Origin of the sequence: Euzebya pacifica, from assembly GCF_003344865.1 — a bacterium.
In the GTDB taxonomy this organism is placed as follows: Bacteria; Actinomycetota; Nitriliruptoria; order Euzebyales; family Euzebyaceae; genus Euzebya; species Euzebya pacifica.
This window is the reverse complement of sequence record NZ_CP031166.1, coordinates 65,352-90,343: the sequence shown is the minus strand read 5'-3', so window position 1 is coordinate 90,343 and position 24,992 is coordinate 65,352. Positions and strand designations below refer to the sequence as shown.

Sequence of the window (24,992 nt, the reverse complement as noted above, 5' to 3'; positions counted from 1 at the left end):
GGCGGTTATCCCAGGGTGTTGCGGAGGTAGACGGAGGAGGTCAGGTCCACCGTTCCGCCGTCGCGGGGCAGCAGACGGGTGAATCCGAACCGGACAGCGACGATGTCGGCGGCGGGTTGGCTGCCGTCGGTGGGCCAGGTCGTGCCGGCCGCGTTGGTGTAGACGAACGGGGCGGCGGCCGTGGGATCGAGGTCGAACAGCAGTGGGGTGGTGCCGGTGGACACCGGGGTGGTGCTGGTGAAGTCGGCGAACCGGGTGACGGTCACGTCGAGCTGGGTCCGGTCGGGGGTGAGTGCGTAGGCGTAGATGGCCCTGCTGGTGTCGTCGTAGGTGGTGACGGTGATGGAGTCGTCGGTGGCGGACATGATCGGGTCCGCTGCCCGGATCTGCCGGCTGATCCGTTCCATGCCGACTTCGAGGTTGTTGAGCGCCTCGATGCGGGCGGTGGCCGCCACGGATGCCTGCATGCTGCGGATGACGCTGCTCACCACGATCGTGCCGATGATCATGGACAGGCTCATGACGACGAGGAGTTCCACGAGGGTGAACCCGTCGTCGCGTCGGGGGGTTCCGGTCATGGGCAGGCGTCCTGGTGGCGGACACGGTCGATCGGGACGATCGCGGTGTCGACGGCGGTTTCGTTGTCTTCGGTCCGCACGACCCGCACTTCGATGGTGGTGGTGTCGTTGGTCAGGGTGGTCCCGGCGGGGAGGCGTGCGGTCCAGGTCGACGATTCGGTCCCCGAGCCGGTGTGGGTTGCGGCGACGGTGGCGTTGACGGAGGTCCAGCCGATGGTGACCGACCCTGCGGAGGCTTGGGCGATGCCGACGACGTCGACGGTGATGTCGACGGGGTTGCGGACGGTGTTGCTGGACGATCCGTTGCTGCTGGCGCAGATGCGGTCTGACAGGGTGATGGCGTCGACGCGCAGTTGGACCGGGTCGGATGGGGAGAACACGGTGACCTGCACCGTTGCGCTGTCGTCAGGGTCGGCACCCATGCCGTTGGTCCGGCCGGTCCAGTCAAAGGTGCCGGGGTCAAGTGCTGCGGTCCCGGCGCCGATCGTGGCCCGCCACAACGTCCCGTCGCCGTCGTCGTCGGTGAGGCTGACGGTGCCGCGGGTGGGTGCGTCGACCCGGACGGTCATGACCTCACCGCACGTGCGGGCGAACAGGTGGACGTCGTCCCTGAGGAACCCGGAGGGGCTCAGCTCGATGACGGTGGGGGTGATGGAGAAGTCCAGCAGTTCACCCGGTGTGCAGTCGGCCGGCGGCTCCTCCACCGGCACCTCGGCCGGGGTCGGGACTCGGGTGGTGCGTGCCTCGGTGGTGTGGGGTGTGCCGGCGGGTCCGTCCCAGGCGAGACGGACGACGATCTCCTTGTGGTTCTGGGTCCCTGGGACGGCGGGGTCGTCGACCCACACGATCTCCTGTTCGACGTCGTAGTCGACCCCGCCCACGGTCACGTCCCCGTCGTTCATCCGCGGCCGGTCCGCACGGAACCCGGCGGGACATTCGCTGCTGATCGCCACCGTTGTGCCTGATGGGCTGGTCGCTGCGTAGTCCGGGTCGGTTGTGTCGAACCCGATGCATGGCCAGGGCAGCGTTCGGACGTCCTCGAGCAATCGGGCGACCAGGTGTGTGCCCTCGACGGTCTGCTCGTTGGTCGACACGGTGCGGAGCGACTGGATGATGACGCCCGCCAAAGCGGTCAGGGTGATCGTGATGATCACAATCGAGACCATCATCTCGGCAAGGGTGATGCCGGATTCGTCGGTGTGGATGCCTCTCATTGGAGTCAACGATCGGCGGTGGGTCGGATCACACCGCCCGGGTCAGCCACGGTGGTGGCCGCAGCACTGGTGACTGGCCCGGCTGGCAGTGGACGTCGTCCGTGGAGGCGCCGGAGCAGGCGGCGGCCACGCAGACGACCTACGGGGCCATGACGATCCCGAGGACCTGTTGGTTGGGAGCCCCACCGGGGTGAGAAGGCCCTACGCGCACGGTCGCCCGTGGACCCTCACCGCGTCCATCCGGGGTTGAGCGCGGCAATGTCGGCGGCGTTCTCGCCGATCGTTCGGTCGTCAGCGGCGAGCGGCCCGGCGAGCGCGCCGGCCCACTTGTCCGCGATCCGGTCTCACATGACCTTCAGCAACCGTAGGACGGTGAGTGCGGCGTCCAGTGGGCTGCTGCCCTTCGCGTGCAGCCCGGTTGGAACGGTGTCGGTGCGGGTCGCGGTGGTGAGGGTGGCGATGGACCAGTCGGTGTCGTTGATGTCGATGGTGACCCGGCCGTCGGGCCGGGTCGCGGTGAGCCGGGCGGGACGGTTGGTGCCGACGTGGCGGGGGTCGTGTCCGAGGAGGCGCAGCATCGCGGCTGCGGCGCGGGCCGGGACCGCGGGTGCGGTGTGGCCGTCGATGACGGCACGGACGTCGCTGTGGCTTGCCGGGTCGGTCGTGGCGAGGTCGTCACGGTCGACGACGTTGACGGCGGCCTGGTGGTTGAGAGCCGGGAAGGCGGTCTTGATGGCCTTGATGGCCTTCTTCCGCGCCTTCCCCGAGGGGCGGACGGTGGGGCGGTCGGGGCGGTGGTCGTCGCAGGCGTGGGGGGCGTCGTCGTCGTCGAGGTCGCACACCGTCGCGGGGGCGTGGCAGGTGTCGCAGGTCGTTCCCGGTTCGGCCGGCACGATCGACCGGCCCCGAGGGGCCGTGACGGGCACGTAGGTGCTGTCGGCGACGGGGACGTGATCGGCGTCGGTGTCGTGGTCGATGTCGTCAAGGCCGACGGTGCCGCCGAAGTGGTGGGCGACCCCGTCGTCGCCGGTGAACATCGGCTGGCCGCACTCCGCGCAGCACTCCTCCGGTTCGTCGGCGGGGTCGGTGAGGGCCGCCCAGGTGCCGTCCGGCCCGTTGAGGGTGTCGGCGGCCCACTTGGTGAACGACGGGTGCTCGAAGATCGAATCGTTCCCGAAGTCGCAGACCGCACCGGTGGTGGTCATCCCGTCGGAGGTCCGCGCTTCCACGATCTGGGGGCCGTCGGCGGTCGGGACGACGCGGACGGCAACGACGGTCTGGTTGGGGTAGTTCTCCCGGTAGGCCTCGGTGAGCGCCGGCATCCATCCGGTCGGTCCTGCCGGCCGGTCCGGGTCATCGGAGTCGGTCGGGCGTCCGGGGCCGGCGTCGGGGATCGTCACGGTGACGGCCTGCCCGCTGATGCCGTACTTGTGCTCGGCGAAGGGGTCGTCGTGGACGACGTCGGCCCACGTCCAGTACGAGTCGACGTTCTTGGCGATCTCGCCTGCGGTGTCGAGCAGGCCGTCGTCGGCGTGGTCGGTGCCGTCGGCGAACCGGATGGCGGCGACGTCGGTGAACCAGCCGTCGATGTCGTCGTGGAAGCCGACGTCGATTGCGGCGATGCGGGGCAGGTCGGGGAACGCGGCTCTCATGTCGCCGGCGAACACGGCGGTCCAGTCAGCCAATGCGGTGTCGATGGCGCGGGACTGGGCGGCACGCAAGTCGCGGCGGGCCTTCCCGGCGTCGCTGCTGGTGTCGGGGCGGGCCTTGGGGGTGGGGATGACCGGCGCGAGGGCGTAGTCCTCGCCGTCAACGACCAAGAAGTACCGCTCGATCGCTTCGGCGCGATCGGTGGGGATCGGGCTGTTGAGTTCCTCGGCCCACCATTCGGTGACGTAGGCGTGGAGGTGGTCGAGGCCCTCGTCCTGGGTGTCGAACACGAAGGCGTCGATGCCGTGGGCGTGGCTGATGGTGAGGGCCCACTGCTGGGTGGTCACGGTGCTCATCGGAGTTCCTTCCGGCACGGTCTGGGACTGCCCCGGCCGGTTCCGTCCCTGCGTGCCAAAGGTGTCTACCGATGGTCCGTTGGTCCGGTGGTCGTTTCCGCCGATCGGCGGTGTTCGGGCCCTCGTTGCCTCGCACCGCCGGGGGGTGATCTGGCTCCGACCCGGGAAGCGGCCACCCGCTCCCCGACCCAGAGCCTATCACCGTATCGCTATCATGTCTAGCACATTATTGGGTTCGGGCCTGTCATCGGTTGACCCGGCTGTCCGGAGTCAGCCGGGCTGGCCGTCGCGGGCGATCCGCGCGAGTCGCTTCGCGGCGCGCAACGGGTCGCCGCCGTAGGGGGGCAGACCGGTCGGGACCGCCGCCGCCGTGCGCAGCGTCCGGCTGATCATGGCCGTCTGCCAAGCCCCCTCGACGGCCTCTACCGCGCCGGCGCGGCCGTGGACAAGGATCCGGTCGCCGCGGCCCTCGATCCGGGCGTCGGCACCTTGACGGCCGATGAGGTGGACCACCGACCGGCAGGTCACCCGACCGGACGTGCACGCCTCGGTGATCGCGGTCACAGCCGACCGGTCGGTGGGGTCGATCGCGCCCAGGTCGCCGTCTGCGGCGTTGACGGCCTGCTGGTGGGTCAGGTCGGGCAGCAGCGCCTTGATGGCCTTCACCGCCACCCGGCGGGCCCCCTCGGACATGTGTCCGAACGGGGCGACGTTGCTGCCGTCGGGCATCGGATAGGGGTCGCAGTCGTGGCCGAGCAGACGAGCGGATGTGGCGCAGATGAGGCCGCACGCGGGGCACGACACCGGCGTTGGGAACTCGGCAGACGGGTCATCGCTGCCGGTGTAGCGGTCGGCGCCGGCCACCTGCCGTGCCGGGTCGCGCGGTTCGGCGAGCGTGGTGCATGCCGCCCCCGGCCCGGCCTCCTCCCGCGTCGGCGCCCACGACACGGTGCCGCCGTTGACGGCGACCCAGACGGTGCGGGGCGCCTGCGGGCGGACCTCATGGGCGGGGAGGCCGTTGGCATCGGTGGGGTGAAGCGCCAACTGGCCGTGCCGGCTGGGAGTTGGCCCGGCGGGGCGAAGTGCGACATCGGAAACGGCGGCGATGGGGCCCGTGCTGTTCGGATCGCTGGACAACGGTTCCGAGGCCGGGCGGACGTCGGACAGGTCGGCCAACGGCTGCCGTTCGATCTGGTGGAGGTCGAAGGACTTGCCGAACAGGACGTCCCGGCCGTACAGGGCTATGGCGCTGTCCCCGAACGCGAGGAAGGATTGCCATGCGTTGAACAGGCCCTGGACCTCTTCGGTGGCGAAGCCGATGTCGGCGTCGTCGTCATCGGCGGTGATCTCCACCCAGCCGAGCGGGACCTCGGAGCCGTCGTCCTCGGTGTCGAAGGTCACCGTGACGGTGGCGGGGTGGACGTCGAAGGCCTCGAAGGCCTCGATCAGGTCGGCGAGGAGGTCGCTGGCCGCTGCGGCGTGGATGCGCCGTTCGAGCAGGGCCTTCTGGGCGTGGAGGGATGCGAGGTCTGACATCGGTGTTCCTTCCGGCACGGTGCGCGGGACGTGTCGCCCGGCCGGTTCCGTCCCTACGTGCCAAAGGTGTCATCCGATGGGTTGTGGTCCGGTGGTCGTCCTCCGCCCCTGGCGGCATTCGCTCCCTCATCGCCCTGGTGCGCCGCCGGGGGCGTGAGGGCTCGGGACCCGGAAGCGGCCACCCGCTCCCACACACACCCTACCGCCGTTGTGCTAACACTGCAAGCAATTGCGGATGGTTCGGGCTGCGTGCCAGCGGGCACGTGAAGGCCCGCCGCTCAGCCGCCCGGCGGCGGTTGCGGTGGCGAGCAAGCTCCCGTGCAGGGCCACGAGGGGGCGACGCGACCGCGATGCGGCCGCAGGTGTCGGCGGCCGAGGACACGGTTCTCCTCACCCGGCGGTCCGGACCCTTGCCGGGTTGGCGGTCGCCGGAACGGTCCGGGTTCGAGGACGTCATCCGTCGTCCCGAACCCACCAGATGGAGACCATCCACCATGAACCCCTTCAACCTCTCGTTCCCGTCCTCCCCCACCGGCCCCGTCGTGGCAGCCGTCGTCTACGCCGCAACGCTGACGTTCCTGGCGCTCGGCTTCCCTGCCGTCCCCACCCCCGCATCAGCCGCAGCGGCGGCCGTCCCCGCCATCCTCGTGGGCGGTTTGGTCCATCACGTCGTGGCGGCGTTGCACCGCCGGTGGGAGGTGCGCCGGGCCGCGACCGAGGCGGAGGAGGCCGCCAGGCGCGAGCGGATCCGCCAGCTCCTGGCCCCCTGACGCCGGGACTCAGAGGAGCCGGTCCTGGATCGCCGGGACCGGCACCCCGCCGTTGGCGGCGGCCAGGAGCGTGTCGGCATGGCACCTGCGTGGGGCGCACCAGCAGTGGAGGTCCTTGCCGGCGAGCTCGCCGATGCGGGCGCGGAGCGGGGCGGCGTCGGAGTGGGTGTGGAACCAGTCATGGAAGCGGGCGCGCACGTCGTCGCGGTCGGCCTCCCGCGCCATCGGGAACGGGTTGCCCCAGTCGGTGCGGCGGTCCACCCGCACGGCACCGGGCGGGACGGGGCCGTCGCGCAGGTTGCGGACCGTCGGGACGGTCATCCGACCCTTGGCATTCCGTCAGCGAGCAGGTCGCTGATGATCCCGTCGGTGGATGCGCCAGCGATCCCGAAGCCCTGGTAGCGGTGGACGCCAAGGTCGGTGACGCAGGCGACTTCGGCGGGGTGCTCGAGCCCGCAGGCGGTGACGTGCATCCCGAGTTCGTCGGCGAGGCCGATGAGGTGGCGGACGACCGCCCGGTTGCGGGGGTTGCGGTGGATTCCGGAGATCAGCCACTGGTCGAGCTTGATGCCGTCGAACGGGACGATGGCGAGCCAGCCGAGGTCGGCACGGTCGGCACCGAAGTGGTCGATGACGGCCCCGATGCCGTCGTGGTGGAGGCGGCGGACGGTGTCGGCGACGCGTTGCTGGCTGGCGTCGCCCTTGATCTCCACTGTGAGCCTCCTGGCCGGCAGGCCCAGGGCGGCTGCGGCGGCGGTGACGGTGTCGGCGATGTGGCCGAGGTCGCCGACGAACACGTTCAGGCTCAGCGAGAGGTCGGGGTGGCCGGCCGTGTGCCAGCGGTGCAGTGCGGCGAAGGACTCGGCGACCATCGCGTTGGTCAGGGCCATTCCGGGGCCGCCCTGCTCGATGACGTCGATGATGTGCTGGCCTGACCGGGGCCGGTCGGGGTTGCCGGGGCGCCAGCGGGCGAGCGCTTCGACTGCCACGATGCGGCCGGTCCGGTCGATCGTCGGCTGGTAGTGGGGGCGCAGCTTCCCGGCGGGGTCGCCGAGGCAATCCCTGATCACTGCCAGGTCGCTGTTGGAGGCGCTCAAGTGGGATCTCCCGAGGTCCGGACGAAGGTCAGGCCCTGATGGTCGACCGCCGGGATCCCAACGCCACCCCGGCACGGTTGCGCCTCGAAGCGGTTGCCCGGCCGCAGTCCGCTTTGGACAGCGGGCCCTGTGCCGGTCAGTCGGTTGCGCGTGCCGCTGCCTCGTCGGCGAGGGCGTGACGTGGTCCCGGCTGACGCATGAGGGTGTCGAGCGCACGGTCGGGGTTGGTGTCGTGGTTGCGGGCGAGCAGGGCGACGCGGTGGGTGCCGCGCGGACCCCAGCACTCCCACTCCTTGACCTTCTCGGTGGTGCCGGTGACCCGGCGGCCCATGGCCATGTCCATGGCGAGACGGTGGCCGGGTATCTGCCGCGTGGCCCACTTCTGCACGAGCACACCGATGAGGGCGGCTTCGCCGTCCTGCCGTTCGGCGTGCAGGTCGCGTGGCGGGTCGCCGTCGCCGGCGAGGACCAGGAGGACGTCGAGTTCGGGGCCGCCCGGTCGGCCCTGCACGACGCGGACGCCGTGGCGGGCTGCGGCCCGGCGGGTCTGGATGATCGCGTGGTTCACGCGTCGGTCCCCGCGACGATGGCGGCGACCTTCGCGAGGGCGGCGTCGACGTCGAAGTCGGCGGACTGCGCGTCCCTGACGGCGGTGCCGATGGCGATGCAGCGGCGGACCTTGGCGGCGCGGACCTCTTCCTCGGCGGTCATCGGTGGGACGGTCAGGTCGACGGGGTCCATTGCGGTGGGGGCTGGCCAGTCGGCGTACCGGTCGCTGCCGGACTCGTAGATGGTCCGTGGCGCGAGGGGCCGCAGGTCGCCGGTGGCGACGGCCTTGGCGTGGAAGCCGCCCTGCCCGACGGAGCCGTCGGCGTGGCGTCGCGGCAGTTCGTGGGGTTGCCAGTCGCCGACGAGGGCCTCGCAGCGGATCTTCTTGCCGTCGGGGGTATCGACGACGGTGCCTCGGATCCACCGGTTGCGGCCGGCCTCGCCGTGGACGGCGGTGCCGGCCGGGAAGGCGTCGGCCTCCTCCTTGTCGCGGCGGGCGAGGTCGGCGAACAGCAGGTCGCTGCGGACGGCGGTGAGGATCCGGTCGGAGGTGAACACGTCGGTGACGCCGGCGTAGTCGCCGTCGTAGACCTTGCCGTTGATCTCCATGGGTTCGTTGACGATGACGCAGTGCCACACGCCCCGGCCGGCGCTGCCGATGACCTCCCACAGGGCGTTGCTGTCGCCGTGGACGGACCGGAAGGTCATGCCCTTGCGAACGCGGGTGGGTGCGGGGGTGGCGGTTGCAGTGCTCATGACAGGTCCTTCCGTTGTGGACGAGTCCCACCCGGTGGCGATGCTGCGCCGCCGTGGAGCTTCGGGTGGGCGCGGCCGGGTTCTACGGGGCCGTCAGTGCGTCGATCGTTGGGCCGACGACAACGGTGAACGTGACCTGCCCGCCGGTGGCGGCTGACGCGGCGGTGAGGAGTCGGTTGAGTTCTGCGGCGACGGCATCGGGGGTGCCGTCGACGCCGTCGACGTGGGTCTGGATGGTGACGGCGGTGGCGGGGCCGCAGCCCTGCAGGGTGCCGTTCTGCCAGTTCGACATCTGGCCTTCCTCGTCGTCGCGGTGGATCTCGACGGGGGCTGCCGTGGCGTTGCGGTTCATGTTCGTCCCTTCCCTGGCCGGTATCCCCAACCGACCCACCATAGTTCGCTACTACTACTAGCACTTGTGTGCGGTTGGGTCAAGGTGCTCCGGCCGACCTCGCCAGCGAGGGCACCGGTCGGCTGCCACTTGGCCATGAGCGCTCCGAGCGCCTGCTGCGGGCCGAGGCCGGCGGCGATCACCCGATAGCAGGCGGTCACGTCGAACCCGTGGCGGTGCAGCATGTTGAGTGCCGCCGTCTCCTCGCCGCGCATCCACCGCTGCCCGGCGTAGTGGGCGACCATGAGGTCCTCGGGACGGTCGTGGCCGAGGCGTGCCGCTTCGGTGGCGCAGGCGTCAGGGTCGACCAGGTCGGTGTTGAAGCCGGGGTCGATGCCGTCGAGGAACACGGCCCGGTCGCCGGTGCCGAACGGGCCGCCGCTCATGACGCGGTGACGGCCGGTTCACCACAGGTGATGCAGGCGGCGTGCTCGGGCCGTCCGCACTGGTCGAGGACCATGTCGTGGCCGCCCAGGGCGCGGCACAGAACGGCCCTGATGCCATCGAGGTGGACGGTGGCCTCGTCGTAGGCGGCGTCGTCCAGTGCGTCGAGCAGGACGTCGGTGACGCCGTCGAGGGCGACGTTGAACCGCTGCTCGACGTCGGCGCGTTGGGGGGCGGTCGTGGTCATGATCGGCCTTGGGTGGAGGGGGGCGGGTTGGCACAGGCCGTTCTAGCCGTCGATCTGGGCGTCGGCGTCCCGGCCAGTCCGGTCGTGACGGTCGGCGAGGTGGGCCTTGGCAACACGTCGTGCCGCGGCCTTTGGGGCGCTGTCTGTGTTGATGGTGGCGGACCATCCGCAGTCGCAGGACAGCTCGTAGCCGTACAGGGTCCGCTTGGGCGCAATGCGGGTGCGTCCACGCACGTAGCGGCGCATCCGCACGACGACCTCGTGGTGGTGGGGCGGCTTGGGCTTGTCGCCGGCGAGGATGGCAAGGCAGTCGGAGCACGTCGGCACCCGCGTCTCCCCCGGCGTGGTCGGCAGGCCGATGACGTCGCCGCCGCCACACAGCAACGGGTGGCTGTCGCCCTCCGCCGGGGCCGGGCCGTCGATGGCGTGCCACACCACGGTGTCGGGCTTGCCGGGGACGGTGGCGCGGATCAGTTCCCTGGTGCAGAGCACCGCAGTGCCGGTGGTCCTCGACATCGTCACGTCCAGTCCGGTCGGTGGAGGAGGGTGAGCCGTTCGGGTCCGATCGGCAGGCAGCTGCGACGCTCGAACGGCGCGTCGGCGTCGAGGTCCAGGCCGGTGGTGTCCACGGCGAAGGCGGCCAGTTCCACGTCGTCGCCGAACTCGTCGCCGAACCAGCCCGCCAGCGCTGTGTCGACGGCGTCGGTGTCGGTGAACAGGTACACGCCGGCGGTGTCGGCGATCCGGCCGGTCCGCGGTCCGGCGGCGGCTCGCAGACCCTCGGTGAGGACCGACGGGACGTTGACGGCGGGGGTGAGGTGGAACATGACGGTCACCCGATGCCTCCTGCGGGCCAGTCGTCACGGAACATCCCGGCGCGGTACACCTGCTCGGCGAGCTCGGGGAAATGGATGCCGGTCGCGACACCCTTGACGGTCCAGCGGTCGCCGGACTGGTGGACGCGCCGCACGGTGTAGGTGTCGTCGGCGGCGAGTTGGACCTCCACCCGGTAGCCGGAGCCGCACGGCAACTCGAGGACGGGGACGGGATGGGAGGTGCCGTCGGGGTCGTGCTCGACGGACAGGCGGACGGTGCGGCGGCCGCCGGAGACGGCGGCGACGGTGCCCGCGCCGATCTGGGCGAGGGTCACGGCCGGGTCGAAGTCGCGATGGACGGTGGTGTCGGCGGTCATCGGGTCCTCCCGGTGCAGCGGGCCTCGTGGCGCCGGACCGAGGCGACGAGCGCGCGGGCGTAGACGGCGTCCAGCGACGGGCCGTGGTGCCCGCAGGCGCAGGCGACGCGCAGCCGTCCGGCGCCGGCCGGGACGATCTCGACTGCACGGAACCCCGCCGCGACCTCCGCGCGGGCGCTGGTCGTCATCGGGACGTCCCGTGGGTCGCGCAGGGGATGCCGGGCGCGTGGACCTGCTGGGCGCAGTTGCCGTCACGGCGGCGGAGCGGCCGGTTGCAGCGGAACCCACCGGGCGGCGCGCCGACTGCCTCCTGCCCGAAGGCGCGGGAGGCGATGAAGGAGTCGACCTGCTCGTCGGTCCACAGGTCGTGGGTGACGAGGCAGTGGAAACAGACCCGTCGGGTGCCGTACCGCGGGAAGTACGCGGTGATGACGGTGCAGCCCCGGCAGGCGGTCAGGCCGCAGGCGAAGCAGCGAGTGCGAACGGGGGCGTCGCGGTCGGCAGCGTCGATGCAGCCGTGGGTGACCACGTCGCAGCCGGTGTGGGGTGGAACTGTCGCCCTCATCATGATCTCCCTTCCCAAGGACCTAAGTGCTATTTATCCTAGCACTCTATCGGTGGGTGTCAAGGGGTCGTGAGCGGGCTGTCAGGTCTCACCGAACCTGCGTATGTCCCGAAGCGGGTCCCCGCGATGGCTACATGGGATCACCCCAGGCGCCTAGGGCTGCGTGGTAGGCCTCTATGTCCATCCGGCCCGCCGTGGCGATAGGTTCCAGTTGGCGGAGCAACTCCATGAGAAAGCTGATCATCGCAATGGGCTGCTGGGCGATGTGCAGGTATCCGGGTGGGTGCTCCCTGAAACTTCCGGCCGCAACGGCCGTACCGAGGGAAAGGCGCCCCTCCTCGCCGTACTCCGCTACACCGTCGTGGAGTGCAGTAGCCAAGGTGTCGTGCAGGTTCCCCCAAGCCCATTCGCTTTCTGATGCAACGATCCCGGCAAGAATCGGGCCGTGCGGAGCGGCCTGTTGTTGGCCATGAGCCGTGTGAATCGCTGGTGCGAGAGTGCGGACAAGACGTCTCACGGATGCGGCTTTCTTCATGGCCATCAGGACATTGGGCCTGTTGAGCAGAGGCTTCGCCTCGAGGACGGCATAGACCGACTCGATGGGCACGTACTGGGCTTGCTCGTTGTCCGGGCTCGACAACAGTGCCGGTGAGTACTGCCGGTCGTACAGGATGATGTCCTGCTGCTCGCTCTTGCCACCCTCGCTGTCAACAACGAACCCGGTCCCGACCTGATACCGCCACGGCAGGAAGTTGCGGAGGACTGGACGCCACGCCTGACCTTCGGCTACGTCCCCAGCAGTCCCTGGGTGACCCTCCGCCTTCGCCTCCGCCAGTGCTGCCTTCAACTGGTCCTGTCTGGCGAGGAGTCGGTTCGCCAGGTCGTCGGGCATGGCTGCTCTCCTTCACGTCGAGTGGTTCGGCGGCAACTCGGATCAGGCGCGTGCGCCGCTGAGAGTGGCGACACCGACTTCCTGGTCGTCATGACGGATTTCGATGACTTTGTACCCCTTGGCGCGGAGCAGGTTGCGCTTCTTGGCGTCGGCCCTCGCCACGTACCCCTCGTTATGCACGGATCCGTCGAGGAGAGCCCTGACGCCTGATGCCTCGTAGTAGAGATCGGCTTCAGCGATCAGTCCGGCAACGGGTCAGGGGTGGCGAGCGTGCATTGGGACCGGGATGCCCTTCGCCATGATCGCCTCGACCATCGACTTCTCGGTCGCGGAGTCGCAGGTTGGCTTACCGTCCGGGCCGGCGTGGACGGCAACCCAGTCGCTCGTCACCGCCCTCGCCGTGAAGATGCTCCCGTGGGTGGCGGGGACCCACTCCCCTGCCACGGTGCGGTCGAGGTGGTCGTGGTGGAACTGGTTGTAGAAGCTGCAGAGGCACTCGTAGCAGGACGTGTCGCACGCGTGCGGTTCCGTCGCACCGGTCGCCGGGTCCATGAGGAGGACCTCGAGCGCGCGGTTGACGTCTTCGTCCCACTCTTCCTGCAAGCGGCTGAGGACGCCGATGCCGCCTTCGTCCATCTCGTAGATCGGATGCGCCGCCCACCTGGGATATCAGGGTGGGGAGGACGCGTCCGTTGATCTCGGCCTCGTCGATGCGAACCTGACGGAGATGCCGGCAGTGCTGCTGGGAGGACGGCTCGAGCCGGCAGCGGCGCCGTGACGGTCGCAATGGAAGTACCGGGAGCGAGAGGCTCGACTCGGGCCGTCCTCGTCCGTGCGGCCCGTAGCGACAGGGGGTCGACGCTTGCCTTTGCAGAAGACGGCGGCGTTGTTCATCGGCACGTCGTCGGAGTCGGCCCAGTGGCCGCCCCAGGGGTGGTCGGGGTGGTCAGTCCACCGGTAAACGGTCCTGTCGGGGGCGACGAGGTCGTGGCCGGGGTGGGCACCGAGGTGGTCGTTGCCGGTGGCGGCGTTCACGGGTCCTCATTGGTCCTCCTGGTCGGGGTCGGCTGCGGCGGTGACGGCGATGAGGCCGACGAGGGGGTCCTCGGGGTTCCAGGTGACGGTGCGGCCGCCGGCGAACACTTGGCCGCCGGCGAGCTCGACAACGGTCTCCACACAGGACCGGCATGCCCCCCGTGCGGTGGCGTGGGGGTCACCGCACAGCGCGGGGTGTCCGGGCGTGAACGGTGAGGCCGCCAGCCCGACCATCCGGTGGGCCCACCGGTCCCCCGCCGGCGTCACGGCAAGGTGCGTCAGGCTGCCGGCGGGCAGCCGCCGCATCGCGAGAGCCGGGGGGCGGCCCGGCCCGGTCCGCGGCGGATCGACCCGGCTGCGTAACGCGGGGTGGAACGTCGCAGCGAACGCGTTGGCCGCCACGACACCGGCGGACAGCCCGACGAAGGACGGGTGCGGGAGCCCTGCCGTCCAAGCCACCAGTCCGGCGGCCCCCACGCCGGCCAGTGCTGCTGCAGGGCCGGTGAGGAACGTCGACGGGCGCGAGGACGCGTGGGCGGCGATTCCCGCCGTCAGTGCCCATGCGGCTGCGAGCAGCACCAACGGGGCGGCCCATGGGCCGGATCCGACGGCCGCTACGACGGTGAAGAGGACGACCAGTGCGACGGTGCCGCGCAGCGCCAACCGCAGGCCCGCCTCGATCCCTTCCTGGGCGTAGCCGATCACCGGGTCGCCGCTGCCGGCCGCGGGGGCGCTCATGCGGGGCCGGTCAGCGGAGGACGGTGACGGGACGTCCGGTTGCGCCGGCGGCTGCGAGGGCGACCTTGGCGGTCAGGCATCGGCGGGCTCCCGTCGGGTGGTGACGGCTGGTGCGGACACGTTGCCGTGTCGAGGTCGCTCATGGTTGGGTGTCCCCGTCGTGCGGGGCGGCACTCAGGCGATGCGGTGGTCGGGCAGCCCGTCGGTGGTGTCGTTGGAGCCGGGGTGGACGTACCAGTCGCCTGGTTCGACCATGACGGTGCGGGGCAGGCCGGCCTCGTCGACGGCGGCTTCGACGGCATCGGTGAAGGACTCGTCGTCGGCGAACAGCACGTCGATCTCGACGAGGACGTAGGCGGGAACGGTGACGGTGAGGGTGGCCATGGTCAGTAGACGTACAGGGTGTTGACGTCGGCCATCGCGATCCGGCGGGTGGTTCCGCGGACGCCGGTGTCGGTGTTGATGGGGGTGGCGGTGATCGCCCCGTCGTCCTGGCCGAGTTCGACGTCCTGGCCGTTGAGGGCGACGATGTAGCCGGCTTCGGCCATGGGGGCGATGACGCGGAGGAGCTGGTCGTCCGACGCCTCACCGGAGAAGGTGATGGTCGGTTCGGTGGTCCCCGGTGCGGGACGGTCGAGGGTGGGGGCGGTGGTCATGAGTGGGTCCTTGCGTGGTCAGCGGATGTCGGGGTCGGGGGTGCTGTCGAGGATGTGGCGGAGCGCGACCTCGGGTTCGATCGCGCCGGTCTCGTCGAGCAGGTCGACGACGGTGACGTCGCGGTCGGAGACGACCCATCGGGCGTCGCGGCCGTCGCGGAAGGTCGGGGCGGTGATCCCGGTGGCGATGGCGTCGCCGTCGGACATCCCGTGGACGATGGTGAGCCGGTCGGCACCGGTTTCCTCGTCGCAGACGTGGATGGCGGCGAGTTCGCGGTTGCGGTCGGTGACGTACAGGATCTTCATCAGGCGGTCGCGTTCTGGGGGACGGTGATGACGATGTCGGTGGGCAGTTCGTCGGCTTCGCGGAGTGCGTCGACGAGGTAGGTGCGGCCGGGCAGGTCGAGGATCTGCTCGGTGAGCCATTCGGCGATGGTTGCGCCGTCCTGTTGGGCGAGCACGGCGTTGGCGACGTCGGCGCCGTGGCTGTTGCGGACCGCGGTGACGGTCTCGTCGGTTGATTCGCTGCCGGACCATTCGATGCGGATGGTCACCTCGGTGATGCCGGTGATCCCGGAGGCGCGGGCCTCCTCCCCGTCGAGGAGGTCGGCGAGGTCTTCTGCGAGGATGGTCTCGGCGGCGGCGGCCATCTGCCTGTAGCCGTTGAGGACGATGCGGGCGGCTGCGCTGTACCGGTCGTGGGCGTCCGCCCTGGTGCTGCTCATACCCCAACCATACCGCAGTGCTAGCAGTTCTAGCAAGTAAGGCTTGTGGTGTGTCAGGGCGTGAGGCGGATGAAGGCGAACCCGATGGTGTTGAACGTGGCGTGCGCCACGACGGCCGGCAGCACCCCGCCGCGGTCCAACGTCATGCGGGCAAGGGCAGCCCCGAGCAGCGCGGTGACGAGCCCCGTGTAGGGCTGGGCGTGGACGGCGCCGAACACGGCGGCGGACACGACGGTGCCGACGGTCCGGCCCCACCGGTTGGCCGCCCATCCGAGCAGCACGCCCCTGAACAGCAGCTCTTCGCAGATGGGGGCGGCGAGCATGATCGAGACGGCAACCGCGGCCGGGCCGGGCCCGGTGCCGCCGGCAAGCCGGGCGATGTCGTCCTGGTTGGTGTTGAGGATCTCGATGTCCAGGAGTTGCTCGATGCCGATCGCGGCACCGCCCAGGACGAAAGTGAGTGCCATCCAGGCGATGACCCCGAGCCGGACCGACGCGCCGAGGTCGGCGAGGTCGGGGACGCGGCCGATGAGACCGCGGAGCCCGTGGCGGCCGTGACGGGCGGCGCCGGTGAGGGCCCCGAGGCCGGCGGTGCCGCTGACGGCGAGCAGGCCCGCTTGGGGTCCGAGGTCGGCACCGAGGACGAACGACAGGGCGATCACGCATGCCATGGTCGCGACTGCCACGTCGCCGGCGGACCATGACGGCAACGCGAGTTGGCGCGGGGCCGGGTCGGTCACGAGGCGCTGCGCAGCGGGTCCGCGGTCTCACGGACCTCGGTCCAGAGGCCCTCGGCGATGAGCCGGTCGGCGACGTCGTCGAGGACGGCCGTGCCCGGCCATCCCCGACCGCCTGCGGCTTCCAGGACTCGGTACATGTCGGCTCTGGTGGCCTCGAACGGTCCGATCCGTCGGCCGGCGCGCTCGATGTCGGCTGCGGTGTCGCCGGTGCCGGAACGGCGGGATGGGTTCGGCCGCAGCCGTGGCAGCATGTCGAGCACGTCACGCGAGACGAGGGGTCGGGTGAGGTCGGCGAGGCGGTGCATCTTCGGGTGGTGATGGTCGGCGGCGGGATGGGTTCGGCCCGCCCCGGTGCAGCATCCCGGGGCGGGCCGAAGGTCGTGGGGGTCAGATGGTCTGGGGGTCGAGTTCGTCCAGGGGGATGGTTTCGGGCTCGGTGCCGTCATCGGCGGACTGCTCGGCGATGAGTCGGGCGAGTTCGTCGTCGGCGGTCTCGGCGGCCAGTTCTTGCGGGGTGTTGGCGCGGGCGTTGGCGACGATGTCGAGGATCTCGGCGGCGACGATCGGGTTCTCGCGGTCGGCGGTGGCGGCCCGGTAGGCGTCCATGCAGGGGTCGCAGCGGCAGTCGTAGTTGGTGTAGCCGGTGACGGTGCCGTGCGGGATGACGTGCTCGCGCATGGAGGCCCGGTACTTGCGGCGGGCCTCGGGCGTCATGCCGCCCAGGACGCCCCAGAAGACGTCGCCGGTCTGCATGGCTTGGTCGAGGCACTCGTTGCGGACGGGGCAGCCGTCGCAGATGGCCAGCGCGGGGGCCCAGTCGACGGCGATGGGCTGCATGTCGCCGTTGTCGTCAAGGACGTAGATGGGGTTGAGGTCGGCGTCGTAGGCGATGTCGTCGGGGTACATCAGGTCGCTGTGGCCGTTGCATGCGGACAGCTGGGTCCAGTGCCCGTTGGGGTCGACGACGATCGGTTCGATCGTGGCGATCGCCGAGGGGATGGTTGCGGTGGTCATCTCGGGTGCTGCTCCCGGTGAGGCGGACAATGTTCTACTGATTGCTACGTTACGTAGCGCTTCACTATATCGCCAAGTGTCCCTGGATGATCACCGCCCTGAGCGCAGCTCGACAGCACGGGACCGGCACCCCCACCAGGACCGTCGTTTCCGCAGGTCAAGCCGTGCTTTCGGCCGTCGGGTGTCGCGGACCCGGCGGGTTCCTGGCGGCGGACGATCGTCCGCCCAACATCCGGCCTGGCTGCTCGTTGGTCGCACGCCAAGCGGTACGCCGGGGAGTCTGCGGCGCGTGCCATCCTCAACGACATGGACCCCACCAATGACGACTTGCTCGCCCACCTCAGGATCAGCGTCTGCCTCCGGGTGTTCGGTGACCATGTCCAGCCGTGGGTCGTCAGGGTCATGTCGGACCAGGCAGGGACCCGCTGGTGGAACCGCCTGCTGAGACCCTCGGGCGGCCCGGACTACGACCCTTACGACCCGTACGTGCTGATGCAGGCCTTGCGCCGGCACTGGGACTGGTTCGCCGTTGGCAGCGACCCCGAGGGCTCCTACCGCGACTCCGTCACCCGCCTCCTGGACATCCGCAACCGGTGGGCGCACTGGGCCCCATTGACCGCCGAGGACGTGGCCGCGGCGAAGGAGTGCGTCATCGGCCTGTGCGGACTCGCTGGCGCCGACGTGGAGGAGGAGATCGACAGCAAGTCCCGGTTCACGGGGCCCGACGCCGCCGACCGCATCGGTCGGGCCGTGGAAGAAACCCTGGAGACGGCCGACGACCCCCCTCCGGAAGCCTTGGCAGCATTGGAAGGGCTGGCGTCACGGGTGGACGCCGATCTCACGATCGCACGGGCGGTCATCGACGGACTCGAGGCCGACTCGTGGTCCGTCACGGACTTGGACCGGTGGATCGGGAAGGGCCGCAACGCGGGCGTCAAGCACCTCAAGGACGCCTTGGAACGTGGTGCGGTTGTCCGGGTGGACGAATCCCAGGTGGCCCGTCATGGGCTCGCGGTCGACCTCCGGGCGTGGATGTGGCAGGTCGCCGCCAACGGTTTGCTGCAACCCTTCGCCAGTGCCGGGGACGCCCGCGACTTCGCGGTCACCCGCACCCATTCGGCGATCCTCGCCGGACAGGGCCGGGCCGCCGCGATCCGCGTGACCGACGTGCTTGGCCCGATGCTGCTGTCATTGATCGCCGAACTGGATCGGTCCGGACTGGCCACGCGGTCCCATGCGGCCTGGTGCGCCTTCAACGCGGCGGAGCAGGCCTCGGTCGGCCTGCGGACGTGGTTCGGGGAACCCGACGGCGTGGCACGGGTGGTCGGGTGCGCCGCCGACCTGTTCGGCAGCCCGACCCCGTCCAATGCCAACCGGTTGACCGATGCCCTCGACGCGGCTGGTCCGGTGGGCGGGGAAGCCCTCACTTGGTGGACCACGAAGCTGCACCAGCGACTGGGGGGTATCGGCCCCCGTGACGTGGTCACCGGCGACCGTCACAAGGGCTGGTCGAAGTACCGCAACGTGGTCATGCGTTCCGTGGCCAACACCGTCGCAACGCTCGGATCAAGGGGAACCGATCCGTTGTCAGGCGGACCTTGGACCCCGCTCGTCTGGATCGATGAGGAAGTGGTCGCGCGACTCCGCGCGGAGACCGGCTGAACTCGCGCCGAACCGGTCCCGGTCAGTGCGCGGTCCGCACGGCCGCGTCGGCGGCGGCTCGGGCCTCCTCCCGGCTGTCGGCCGGACCGCCATCGACCAGCACACCGGTCACGGTCCGCTCCCACGCGAACGCCGCGTCGCCGTACCGGGCACGGAGGCCGTCGCGGATCGTTTGGCCGTAGTCGCCGTCACGGAGGTCGTAGACCCGCAGGACCTCCCCGGTGTCGGTGTGGCGTTCGTCGGTGCCGAGCAGGCCGGTGTGCCAGTTCGCAAGACCGGGGTCGTTGCCCTCGCGGTGGTCCCCTCGAAAGACGGCGGGCTGGCGGAGGTCCACCGGACGGAACGGACGGACCTCGGCGGTGCGGCGGTCGAACCCGAACCGGTCGGTGATGGCAGCCACGACCTTGGCCGGGTTGGGGTTGATCCCCCACTCGGGAAGGTCGGCGCGGTGCCCACCGGCTGCGACGAGCTCGCCGGGGAACATCTCGTCGAGTTCCCACGGTTCCCCGTCGAGTACGACCTCGACTCGGGCACCGAGTCGGACGGGGAGGCCGGTCTGTGCGAGCAGCACGATGACGCCGCCTGCCATCTGGTCCAGGTCGGTGCCGTCCATGGCGAGGTGGGCGTCGATGAGCAGGTCGACCCATTCGGCCCATGTGGCCCCGTCGTCGTTCTGAGCCAGCACCGGGTGGCAGTCGGCGACGGGCCGGTCGCCGTGGGGGATCAGGTCGTGGCGGGCCTCGGTGACGACCTGCCTGGCTGTGGCGTAGGGCAGGCCGGTGACGGCCTGCACGCTGCGGGCGGCGTCCTTGATCGCCTGCTTGGCGGCCTTCGACGGCTTCCCGCCGGACGTGAGGAACTCGACGAGCTTGACGGCGTCGGCGTACACGGGCGGGTTGGATGCCCATGTGCCGTCACCAGTGTCAGCGTCGCGCACCTCGTGGTGGACGGTGCCGTTGCCGCGGTCGATCCGTTCGGCGAGGACGGTGTGGATGCGGTCGTGGCCGGGAAGGCGGTAGGTGGCCACGGTCGTGCGGGTGCTGTCGGACATCGTTCGTCTCCTGTCGGGCTGCGCGTCGTCGGGGTCCCCGGACCCGTTGACCGCGCGGCCCGCCCGACGAGGGAGGTCCGTGTGCGTTCGTGTGGGTGGCCGGCCTGCTGGCTTTCGCCACCACCCGTCCGTGCTCCGGGGCGCGTGGGGTGTCGGTGGCGCGGCGCGACAGTCGCCGTGTGCTACACACCTTAGCACTACGTCTTGGTGGCGTCAACTCCTCGAGCAGCCGGTCGTCGGTTGGGGCCATGCGGGTTCGCCGAGGTCGAGTTGGGGTTGGCGGGTGAGGTCGCGGTTGGACCAGAGCGTCTCGGTGCGTCGGCCCCTGCTGGCGCGGGCAGCGTTGCTGGTGTTCTCGTGGACGTCGAAGCGGGTGCGCCACCAGTCGTCGTAGAGCTCGTCGTACAGGGGGTTGTCGTAGCCGGAGAGGATGACGGTGGCGTCGGTTTGGTGGAGGGCGTCGGCGAGGCGGCGGTGGTCTCTTTCGGTGTTGTGGTCGAGCCGGTAGCCGTGGCCACCTTCCGGGGTTGCCCGCCAGGTGCGGGTGTCGGCGAGGTAGGGCGGGTCGACGTAGATGAGGGTGTCTGCGGTCTTCCCGGACCGGCACACCAGCTCTGCGGCGTCGCAGTTCTCGATCTGCACCCCGGCGAGCCGGCGGGCGGCCGGCGCGAACCTGCCGAGACGGTTGTGCACGGTGTCGGCGACCGACTTGGTCGCGGTGGTGGACCACCCGCTGCCGGCTGCGGTGGACTTGGCAAAGCCCTGCGACACCCGCACCCAGAACCTGCGAGCGATCTCGAGGTCGTCGATTCCATCGGCGAATGGGTCGGAGCCGGCGTATTCGGTCCGCGAATAGGGGCTGAGTGCACACGCCGTTTCGAGCTCGTCGGGACGGTCGCGCAGCACCCGGAAGAACGTGACGATCGCGTCGTCGAGGTCGTTGACGATCTCCACGGGGGCGGGGCCCTTGGCGAACAGCACCGCCCCGGACCCCAGGTAGGGCTCGAGGTAGACACGGTGGGGCGGCAGCAACGCCACGATCCGGTCGGCAAGACGGGACTTGCCGCCGAAGTAGGCGAACGGCGGCTTCATCGGGATTGGGGCGGCGGTCATGGGGTCCTCGGGATGGTGGGGTCGACCACCGACATTCCGGCGAGCCGGATCAGCGCTGCCCGATCCAGTCGGCGACGGCGACAACCAGCTCCCAGACGCTGGCCGGGTAGTCCATCTCCCAGGTATCGCGGACCTCCGGTGGGACGATCGCCTCGAGTCGGACGAACACGCGCAGGTCGTTGTCGGGCTGGTGGTCCCCAAGGTCAGCCAACGACGGCTGGTAGTCGGCGGTCGCCGCGACCCGGTCGGCGGCGTCGGGTCCGATGGTGCCGGCCAACGCTTCGATCAGCGGTTCGATGCCGTCCGGGTAGGCGCTGTCGACGGTCCAGCGACGACGGTCCGCCGGTGCGGCGAGCGCCTCGATCCACGCGTACACGGGTGTGGTGGTCTCGTCGTCGGTGCCGTCATAGGTCCACGTCTGCGCGGCCGACAGGGCCCGTTCCCACGGGGTGGTCTCGTCGACGGGGATCGTCTCCCAGGAGTCGTGCATGTTGGTGGTGGTGTGGGAGGCCCTGTCGTGGCGGATGACGACGTCGCCGACGGACGCGATCGCCGAACCCCACGGGACACGGTCGCCGGGCCGCAGCGGGTCGCAGGTGACCACGCCGCGGCGGTGACGGCCACCAGGGCGCGGGGTGGTGCTGCGGACGATGTCGCCGTTGCGGAGGGTCTTGGTGGTGGGCATGACGTTCCTGTCGACGATGACGCTGCCGTTATGGTCACCGGCAGCGGGGATCCCTGACCGCCCGGGGCCGTCCCGATGCGGCCTGGTCATGCTGCTGACGGTTGGGGGTGGGCGAACTCGTGACCGCAGGTCTGGCACCACACACCTGCGGGCCGCCGGGTTCGTCGGCGGGGATTCGGTCCTGCGTGAGCGTGTCGAGGGGCAGCTGGGGGTCAACGGAGGTGATGTCGAGGTGGCCGTTGCGTGGCGTGATTCGGGCGCCGATGCGGGTCATCCGACCTGCTGCCCGTCGGCGGTGTCGTCGGTGGGGATGGTGAGGTCGGCCCAGCCGTCGGGGATGTCGGTGACGTCCGCCCAGGTCTTGGCGCTCCACGGCAGGACGTGCCCGTGGGTTTCGGGGACCGTCCAGTCGTTGGCCGCCGCATGGCCGTGCAGTTCGGCGATGGTGCGGCCTGTCGGGTCGAGCCCTCGGGCGAGGTGGCTGCCGATGAGCAGCCGCACCCAGTGACGTTCGCCGTTGTCAACGGTGAGGTTGAGGGTCTTGGCGTGGGCTGGCCAGAGGTCGATGTCGGCGTACTCGCGGACGAACGCGGCCTTGGCGTCGGCCTCGATGGCGGCGGCTCGTTCGCTGGTGACGGCGTCGGCCATCCGGTCGGCCCGGCCCCACAGGGCGGCGCGTCCCCGTCCGATGGCCGTCAGGCGCTCCTGCCGTCCGCGGAGTGCGGCGATGCGGTCGGGGGCGGACCAGACGATCCGCCCGCCGCCGGCCGGTGGCCGGAAGGGCCACAGCGGATCGTTGCGGTTGGGGTCGTGAGAGTGCGGTGGGTCCCATCGGGTCGCTTGCTGCCCGTAGGGGCCGTCGAGCACGACCTGCCCGTTGGCCCGCGACCAGGGGAACCACTGTTCGGGGGTCGTGATGCCGTAGCGGCTGTGCCGCACGGTGGGGTCTGGTTCGGTTTCGGTGGGGTCGTCGAGGTGGACCTCGAAGCCGGGCCGGTAGCCGCTGTCGCGGCGGGGCCGGTAGCCGATGGCGAGGATCGGTGCGCCGAAGTCCCGGTCGATGATCTCCTTGATCCGTTCGATGGTGTCGGTGATCTCGGGGCCGGTGAGGTTGCGGGCTGCCGTTTCGCCGTGCGGCCACTCCTCCCACTGTTCGGTGGTGTGCAGCGCCGCCCATTTGCGGTGGTGGTGACCGGGCAGCAGCCAGTCGGTCCTGGTCCACTTGGTGGCCTTGGGTGAGCCGTCGAGTCGGTGGACGTGGACGCCGTCGTCTGCGGGCAGGTAGGCGACCCATCGGCCGTTGCGTTTGCGGCCGATGTAGAGCACGTCGGGATGGTCGGACCGGACGATTGCGACGGTGGCCTGCTCGAATCCGGCTTCGGTGGCACGCCGGTCACGGTCAGCGGTGTGGGGGACGTAGTCGGCCACGATCATCCGCAGCGCCTTGGCTTCCCCATCGGGGTCGCCCACGAGGGGGCGCGCGTAGGTGTTGGCAAGCTTCCACCGGTCGATGAGTTCGGGCAGTCCGGCTGCGGCATCGGCGACGTCGATCCCGTGGGTGTCGGCAATCCGGCCGGCCAGGAGTTGACGGAATGGTTCCTCTGCGGCCCGTTCGGCCTCGCGGGCGCGGAGCACGGCGGTGAGCAGCGGGAACATCGAGGTGTAGGCGGCACGGTTGCTGCGGTCGGCCAGGTAGTAGCGGATGTCGTCGGGGTCGACGCCGTCGACGGCGAGGATGCAGGGGTCCTCGGGCCGGATGCGTGCCGACGCGCGGGTCTTGGGGGTGCGGTACTCCCAGTCGCGGTCGGACCAGACCTCCTGGGTGCGTTCGTACCGAATGATCAGGTCGGCGGTGCGCGGGTCGCGGTCCTCGATCAGCAGGATCTGGCCGGCGGGTGGGTTCTGGGCGCGTGGCGGGTGGATGCGCTCGTGGCCGTGGGCGTTGTCATAGAGGCTGCGCCACCATGATCCGTGGAAGGACCCGACGATCCGCATGCCGGGACGCAGCCGCTTGTTGAGTTCGGTCCGCCATTCCCGGAACGATGGGCGGCCGTCCCCGAGGGTTCGTTCGGCGTCGGTGATGACGGCGAGGTGGCCGTTGTCGTAGGAGTCGGGGGTGAGCACCGACATGCCGGCGGCGGGGAGGGGGTGGAGGAACGGGGTGCGGTGCAGCAGCCCCTCGATCACCGATGCGATCTTCATGAAGTGGCGTTGCTTGGCGTCGGCGTTGCGTTCGGCGTCGAGCCAGTCGCGGCTCCGGGTTCGATGCGGCGGCCGAACCGGGTGCGGTCGAAGAAGCGGGTGAACTCGTCGGATGCGGCGACGAGTCTGGCGCCGACGAACAGGTCGGTCACCATCCGGTAGACCTTCTCGCCGTTGCGGATGAGCCAGTAGGTGGCCTGGTTGGCGTCGGCCATCGCGCGTCCCTGCCACGGGTTGTCGTAGTCCTTGGAGTGCCGGCGGGGGGTGAGCGCGACGATGCCGCGGGGTTCGGGCAGGACTTGGTTCAGGTGGGCGGGGTCGGCGGTCAACCAGTTGTCGAACACGTCGACGTCGACGGGTTCGATGCCGCCCTGTTCGGCGGCGACGGCGCATTCCTCGTCCATGTAGAGGACCTGCTGGCGGATCGTGACGGGGGTGTCGGCGGGGGCGGGTTCGCCGTCGGTGAGGGCGATGACCTCTTCGTTCTCGCCGAGGTACAGCGAGATGAGGTGGATGCCTTCCTTGGCCAGTTCCAGCTGGCGTTCGAGGGGTTCGAGGTCGGCTCGGATCTTGGCCTGCAGCGCCTTCATCTGGGCGTCGAGACGGGCGGCGAGTTCGGTCTGGCGTGCGGCGAGTTGCTGGCGGGTCCGTTCGAGCTGGCCGCGTGAGACGGCCAGGTCGCGGACGAGCTGTTCGGGACTGCTGCTCGAGGACGGGACCGGCAGCCTCGCGTCGCCGTGCTCGTCGACGGCGTCGTCGATGACCTTGCCGGCCTCGGCGCGGAACGCCTCGATCTCATCGACCAGGTCGGTGAGGTCGTCGACGGGGTCGCGCGGGACGTCGCTCACTGTCGCTCCTCGCTGTGGCGGCAGCCCTGGCCGCATCGCTGCCCGCTGATGGCGTGGAGGAGGTCATGGGCGCCGGATCTGGCGGCCCGTGCGACCCCGTGGACCACCAGCGACCGGTCGGGTTCGGCCCATGCGTCGAGGGCCGCCACGAGTTCGTGTGCGGCAGCGACGACACGGTCTGCTCGTCCGTTCCGTTCACCCATCCCCTGGAGTATCCGACCGGGGTCGGACGCGCGGGCGCTCCCGGGGACGCCAGCAGCCGGCGACTGCCTGTCGTGGAGCCCTTGGATGTTGCGTCGCGACGAGATGGAGCCGCCCCGGGCGGGCCCGAACCGCCGCTGCGTCG

At 70.4% G+C, this 24,992-nt stretch carries 34 protein-coding genes; 2 read left to right on the top strand and 32 right to left on the bottom strand.

Features of this window, described 5'->3' with window-relative positions; genetic code table 11:
• Positions 1-5 precede the first annotated feature (5 nt).
• The 4 genes from DVS28_RS25590 to DVS28_RS25575 all read right to left on the bottom strand — a co-directional run bounded on the left by DVS28_RS25590 (position 6) and on the right by DVS28_RS25575 (position 5,334).
• Positions 6-578 carry a prepilin-type N-terminal cleavage/methylation domain-containing protein gene (locus DVS28_RS25590; protein WP_114594493.1) on the bottom strand — a complete coding sequence of 191 codons (573 nt, stop codon included), beginning with the start codon at positions 576-578 and terminating at the stop codon, positions 6-8.
• Positions 575-1,792 (bottom strand): type IV pilus modification PilV family protein, encoded by a 1,218-nt coding sequence (locus DVS28_RS25585; RefSeq protein ID WP_114594492.1) that lies wholly within the window; start codon positions 1,790-1,792, stop codon positions 575-577. The genes DVS28_RS25590 and DVS28_RS25585 overlap by 4 nt, the downstream gene beginning before the upstream one ends.
• A 344-nt stretch (positions 1,793-2,136) precedes the next feature.
• A complete protein-coding gene (locus DVS28_RS25580) occupies positions 2,137-3,798 on the bottom strand; it encodes a hypothetical protein (RefSeq protein WP_114594491.1) in 1,662 nt (553 codons plus the stop codon).
• A 270-nt stretch (positions 3,799-4,068) separates the two neighbouring features.
• Positions 4,069-5,334, bottom strand: a complete 1,266-nt coding sequence (locus DVS28_RS25575) for a hypothetical protein (RefSeq protein WP_114594490.1) — start codon at positions 5,332-5,334, stop codon at positions 4,069-4,071.
• A 494-nt stretch (positions 5,335-5,828) separates the two neighbouring features.
• On the opposite strand from DVS28_RS25575, the gene DVS28_RS25570 reads away from it, so the two are divergent.
• Positions 5,829-6,104: a hypothetical protein gene (locus DVS28_RS25570; RefSeq protein WP_164711077.1), complete on the top strand. Its 276-nt coding sequence runs from the start codon at positions 5,829-5,831 to the stop codon at positions 6,102-6,104.
• Between the two features lie 9 nt (positions 6,105-6,113).
• Here DVS28_RS25570 and DVS28_RS25565 read toward each other — a convergent pair whose 3' ends face one another.
• The 22 genes from DVS28_RS25565 to DVS28_RS29365 all read right to left on the bottom strand — a co-directional run bounded on the left by DVS28_RS25565 (position 6,114) and on the right by DVS28_RS29365 (position 17,085).
• Complete coding sequence (locus tag DVS28_RS25565; protein ID WP_114594488.1) at positions 6,114-6,425, bottom strand: DUF4326 domain-containing protein; 312 nt, start codon at positions 6,423-6,425, stop codon at positions 6,114-6,116.
• The gene (locus DVS28_RS25560; RefSeq protein WP_164711076.1) at positions 6,422-7,201 is read right to left on the bottom strand and encodes an EAL domain-containing protein; all 780 of its coding nucleotides are present in this window, start codon (positions 7,199-7,201) and stop codon (positions 6,422-6,424) included. The genes DVS28_RS25565 and DVS28_RS25560 overlap by 4 nt, the downstream gene beginning before the upstream one ends.
• A gap of 136 nt (positions 7,202-7,337) precedes the next feature.
• Positions 7,338-7,769, bottom strand: coding sequence for a hypothetical protein (locus DVS28_RS28810; protein ID WP_164711075.1), 432 nt, complete (start codon positions 7,767-7,769; stop codon positions 7,338-7,340).
• The gene (locus tag DVS28_RS25555) at positions 7,766-8,506 is read right to left on the bottom strand and encodes a hypothetical protein (protein ID WP_114594486.1); all 741 of its coding nucleotides are present in this window, start codon (positions 8,504-8,506) and stop codon (positions 7,766-7,768) included. The genes DVS28_RS28810 and DVS28_RS25555 overlap by 4 nt, the downstream gene beginning before the upstream one ends.
• An 82-nt stretch (positions 8,507-8,588) precedes the next feature.
• Positions 8,589-8,858, bottom strand: coding sequence for a hypothetical protein (locus DVS28_RS25550; protein WP_114594485.1), 270 nt, complete (start codon positions 8,856-8,858; stop codon positions 8,589-8,591).
• The gene (locus tag DVS28_RS25545) at positions 8,855-9,283 is read right to left on the bottom strand and encodes a hypothetical protein (RefSeq protein ID WP_114594484.1); all 429 of its coding nucleotides are present in this window, start codon (positions 9,281-9,283) and stop codon (positions 8,855-8,857) included. Before DVS28_RS25545 ends, DVS28_RS25550 begins: the two co-directional genes overlap by 4 nt.
• Entirely contained in the window at positions 9,280-9,528 is a 249-nt protein-coding gene (locus tag DVS28_RS25540; RefSeq protein ID WP_114594483.1) for a hypothetical protein, read from the bottom strand. The genes DVS28_RS25545 and DVS28_RS25540 overlap by 4 nt, the downstream gene beginning before the upstream one ends.
• Before the next feature lie 42 nt (positions 9,529-9,570).
• A complete protein-coding gene (locus tag DVS28_RS25535) occupies positions 9,571-10,044 on the bottom strand; it encodes a hypothetical protein (protein ID WP_114594482.1) in 474 nt (157 codons plus the stop codon).
• 2 nt (positions 10,045-10,046) lie between these two features.
• A complete protein-coding gene (locus DVS28_RS25530) occupies positions 10,047-10,364 on the bottom strand; it encodes a hypothetical protein (RefSeq protein WP_114594481.1) in 318 nt (105 codons plus the stop codon).
• On the bottom strand, positions 10,361-10,720 hold the full coding sequence (locus tag DVS28_RS25525; RefSeq protein WP_114594480.1) for a hypothetical protein: 360 nt from the start codon (positions 10,718-10,720) through the stop codon (positions 10,361-10,363). Before DVS28_RS25525 ends, DVS28_RS25530 begins: the two co-directional genes overlap by 4 nt.
• Positions 10,717-10,908 carry a hypothetical protein gene (locus DVS28_RS25520; protein WP_114594479.1) on the bottom strand — a complete coding sequence of 64 codons (192 nt, stop codon included), beginning with the start codon at positions 10,906-10,908 and terminating at the stop codon, positions 10,717-10,719. Before DVS28_RS25520 ends, DVS28_RS25525 begins: the two co-directional genes overlap by 4 nt.
• Positions 10,905-11,285, bottom strand: coding sequence for a hypothetical protein (locus DVS28_RS25515; protein WP_164711074.1), 381 nt, complete (start codon positions 11,283-11,285; stop codon positions 10,905-10,907). Before DVS28_RS25515 ends, DVS28_RS25520 begins: the two co-directional genes overlap by 4 nt.
• A 130-nt stretch (positions 11,286-11,415) precedes the next feature.
• Positions 11,416-12,177, bottom strand: coding sequence for a DUF6602 domain-containing protein (locus DVS28_RS25510; RefSeq protein ID WP_114594477.1), 762 nt, complete (start codon positions 12,175-12,177; stop codon positions 11,416-11,418).
• Positions 12,178-12,432: 255 nt separating this feature from the next.
• Complete coding sequence (locus DVS28_RS25500) at positions 12,433-12,813, bottom strand: hypothetical protein (RefSeq protein WP_114594475.1); 381 nt, start codon at positions 12,811-12,813, stop codon at positions 12,433-12,435.
• 405 nt (positions 12,814-13,218) lie between these two features.
• Positions 13,219-13,950: a hypothetical protein gene (locus DVS28_RS25495; protein ID WP_114594474.1), complete on the bottom strand. Its 732-nt coding sequence runs from the start codon at positions 13,948-13,950 to the stop codon at positions 13,219-13,221.
• 174 nt (positions 13,951-14,124) lie between these two features.
• Positions 14,125-14,334 (bottom strand): hypothetical protein, encoded by a 210-nt coding sequence (locus DVS28_RS25490; protein ID WP_114594473.1) that lies wholly within the window; start codon positions 14,332-14,334, stop codon positions 14,125-14,127.
• 2 nt (positions 14,335-14,336) lie between these two features.
• Positions 14,337-14,606 (bottom strand): hypothetical protein, encoded by a 270-nt coding sequence (locus DVS28_RS25485; protein ID WP_114594472.1) that lies wholly within the window; start codon positions 14,604-14,606, stop codon positions 14,337-14,339.
• 18 nt (positions 14,607-14,624) lie between these two features.
• The gene (locus DVS28_RS25480; RefSeq protein ID WP_114594471.1) at positions 14,625-14,912 is read right to left on the bottom strand and encodes a hypothetical protein; all 288 of its coding nucleotides are present in this window, start codon (positions 14,910-14,912) and stop codon (positions 14,625-14,627) included.
• Entirely contained in the window at positions 14,912-15,331 is a 420-nt protein-coding gene (locus DVS28_RS25475; protein WP_114594470.1) for a hypothetical protein, read from the bottom strand. The genes DVS28_RS25480 and DVS28_RS25475 overlap by 1 nt, the downstream gene beginning before the upstream one ends.
• A gap of 53 nt (positions 15,332-15,384) precedes the next feature.
• A complete protein-coding gene (locus DVS28_RS25470) occupies positions 15,385-15,993 on the bottom strand; it encodes a CPBP family intramembrane glutamic endopeptidase (RefSeq protein WP_164711073.1) in 609 nt (202 codons plus the stop codon).
• A 74-nt stretch (positions 15,994-16,067) separates the two neighbouring features.
• Complete coding sequence (locus DVS28_RS25465) at positions 16,068-16,376, bottom strand: hypothetical protein (RefSeq protein WP_114594468.1); 309 nt, start codon at positions 16,374-16,376, stop codon at positions 16,068-16,070.
• 82 nt (positions 16,377-16,458) lie between these two features.
• Positions 16,459-17,085, bottom strand: coding sequence for a WhiB family transcriptional regulator (locus DVS28_RS29365; protein WP_245973670.1), 627 nt, complete (start codon positions 17,083-17,085; stop codon positions 16,459-16,461).
• Between the two features lie 306 nt (positions 17,086-17,391).
• Here DVS28_RS29365 and DVS28_RS25455 point away from each other — a divergent pair, with 306 nt between their 5' ends.
• The gene (locus tag DVS28_RS25455; RefSeq protein ID WP_114594467.1) at positions 17,392-18,747 is read left to right on the top strand and encodes a Swt1 family HEPN domain-containing protein; all 1,356 of its coding nucleotides are present in this window, start codon (positions 17,392-17,394) and stop codon (positions 18,745-18,747) included.
• Between the two features lie 22 nt (positions 18,748-18,769).
• Here the strand turns inward: DVS28_RS25455 and DVS28_RS25450 are convergent, their stop codons facing one another.
• The 6 genes from DVS28_RS25450 to DVS28_RS28805 all read right to left on the bottom strand — a co-directional run bounded on the left by DVS28_RS25450 (position 18,770) and on the right by DVS28_RS28805 (position 24,849).
• Positions 18,770-19,798, bottom strand: a complete 1,029-nt coding sequence (locus DVS28_RS25450; RefSeq protein ID WP_114594466.1) for a hypothetical protein — start codon at positions 19,796-19,798, stop codon at positions 18,770-18,772.
• Between the two features lie 213 nt (positions 19,799-20,011).
• Complete coding sequence (locus tag DVS28_RS25445; RefSeq protein ID WP_245973669.1) at positions 20,012-20,911, bottom strand: DNA adenine methylase; 900 nt, start codon at positions 20,909-20,911, stop codon at positions 20,012-20,014.
• 49 nt (positions 20,912-20,960) lie between these two features.
• Positions 20,961-21,596: a hypothetical protein gene (locus tag DVS28_RS25440; RefSeq protein WP_114594465.1), complete on the bottom strand. Its 636-nt coding sequence runs from the start codon at positions 21,594-21,596 to the stop codon at positions 20,961-20,963.
• Between the two features lie 270 nt (positions 21,597-21,866).
• On the bottom strand, positions 21,867-23,798 hold the full coding sequence (locus DVS28_RS25430; RefSeq protein WP_114594463.1) for a hypothetical protein: 1,932 nt from the start codon (positions 23,796-23,798) through the stop codon (positions 21,867-21,869).
• Positions 23,795-24,646: a hypothetical protein gene (locus DVS28_RS25425; RefSeq protein ID WP_114594462.1), complete on the bottom strand. Its 852-nt coding sequence runs from the start codon at positions 24,644-24,646 to the stop codon at positions 23,795-23,797. Before DVS28_RS25425 ends, DVS28_RS25430 begins: the two co-directional genes overlap by 4 nt.
• Positions 24,643-24,849, bottom strand: a complete 207-nt coding sequence (locus DVS28_RS28805; protein WP_164711071.1) for a hypothetical protein — start codon at positions 24,847-24,849, stop codon at positions 24,643-24,645. The genes DVS28_RS25425 and DVS28_RS28805 overlap by 4 nt, the downstream gene beginning before the upstream one ends.
• Between the last annotated feature and the right edge of the window lie 143 nt (positions 24,850-24,992).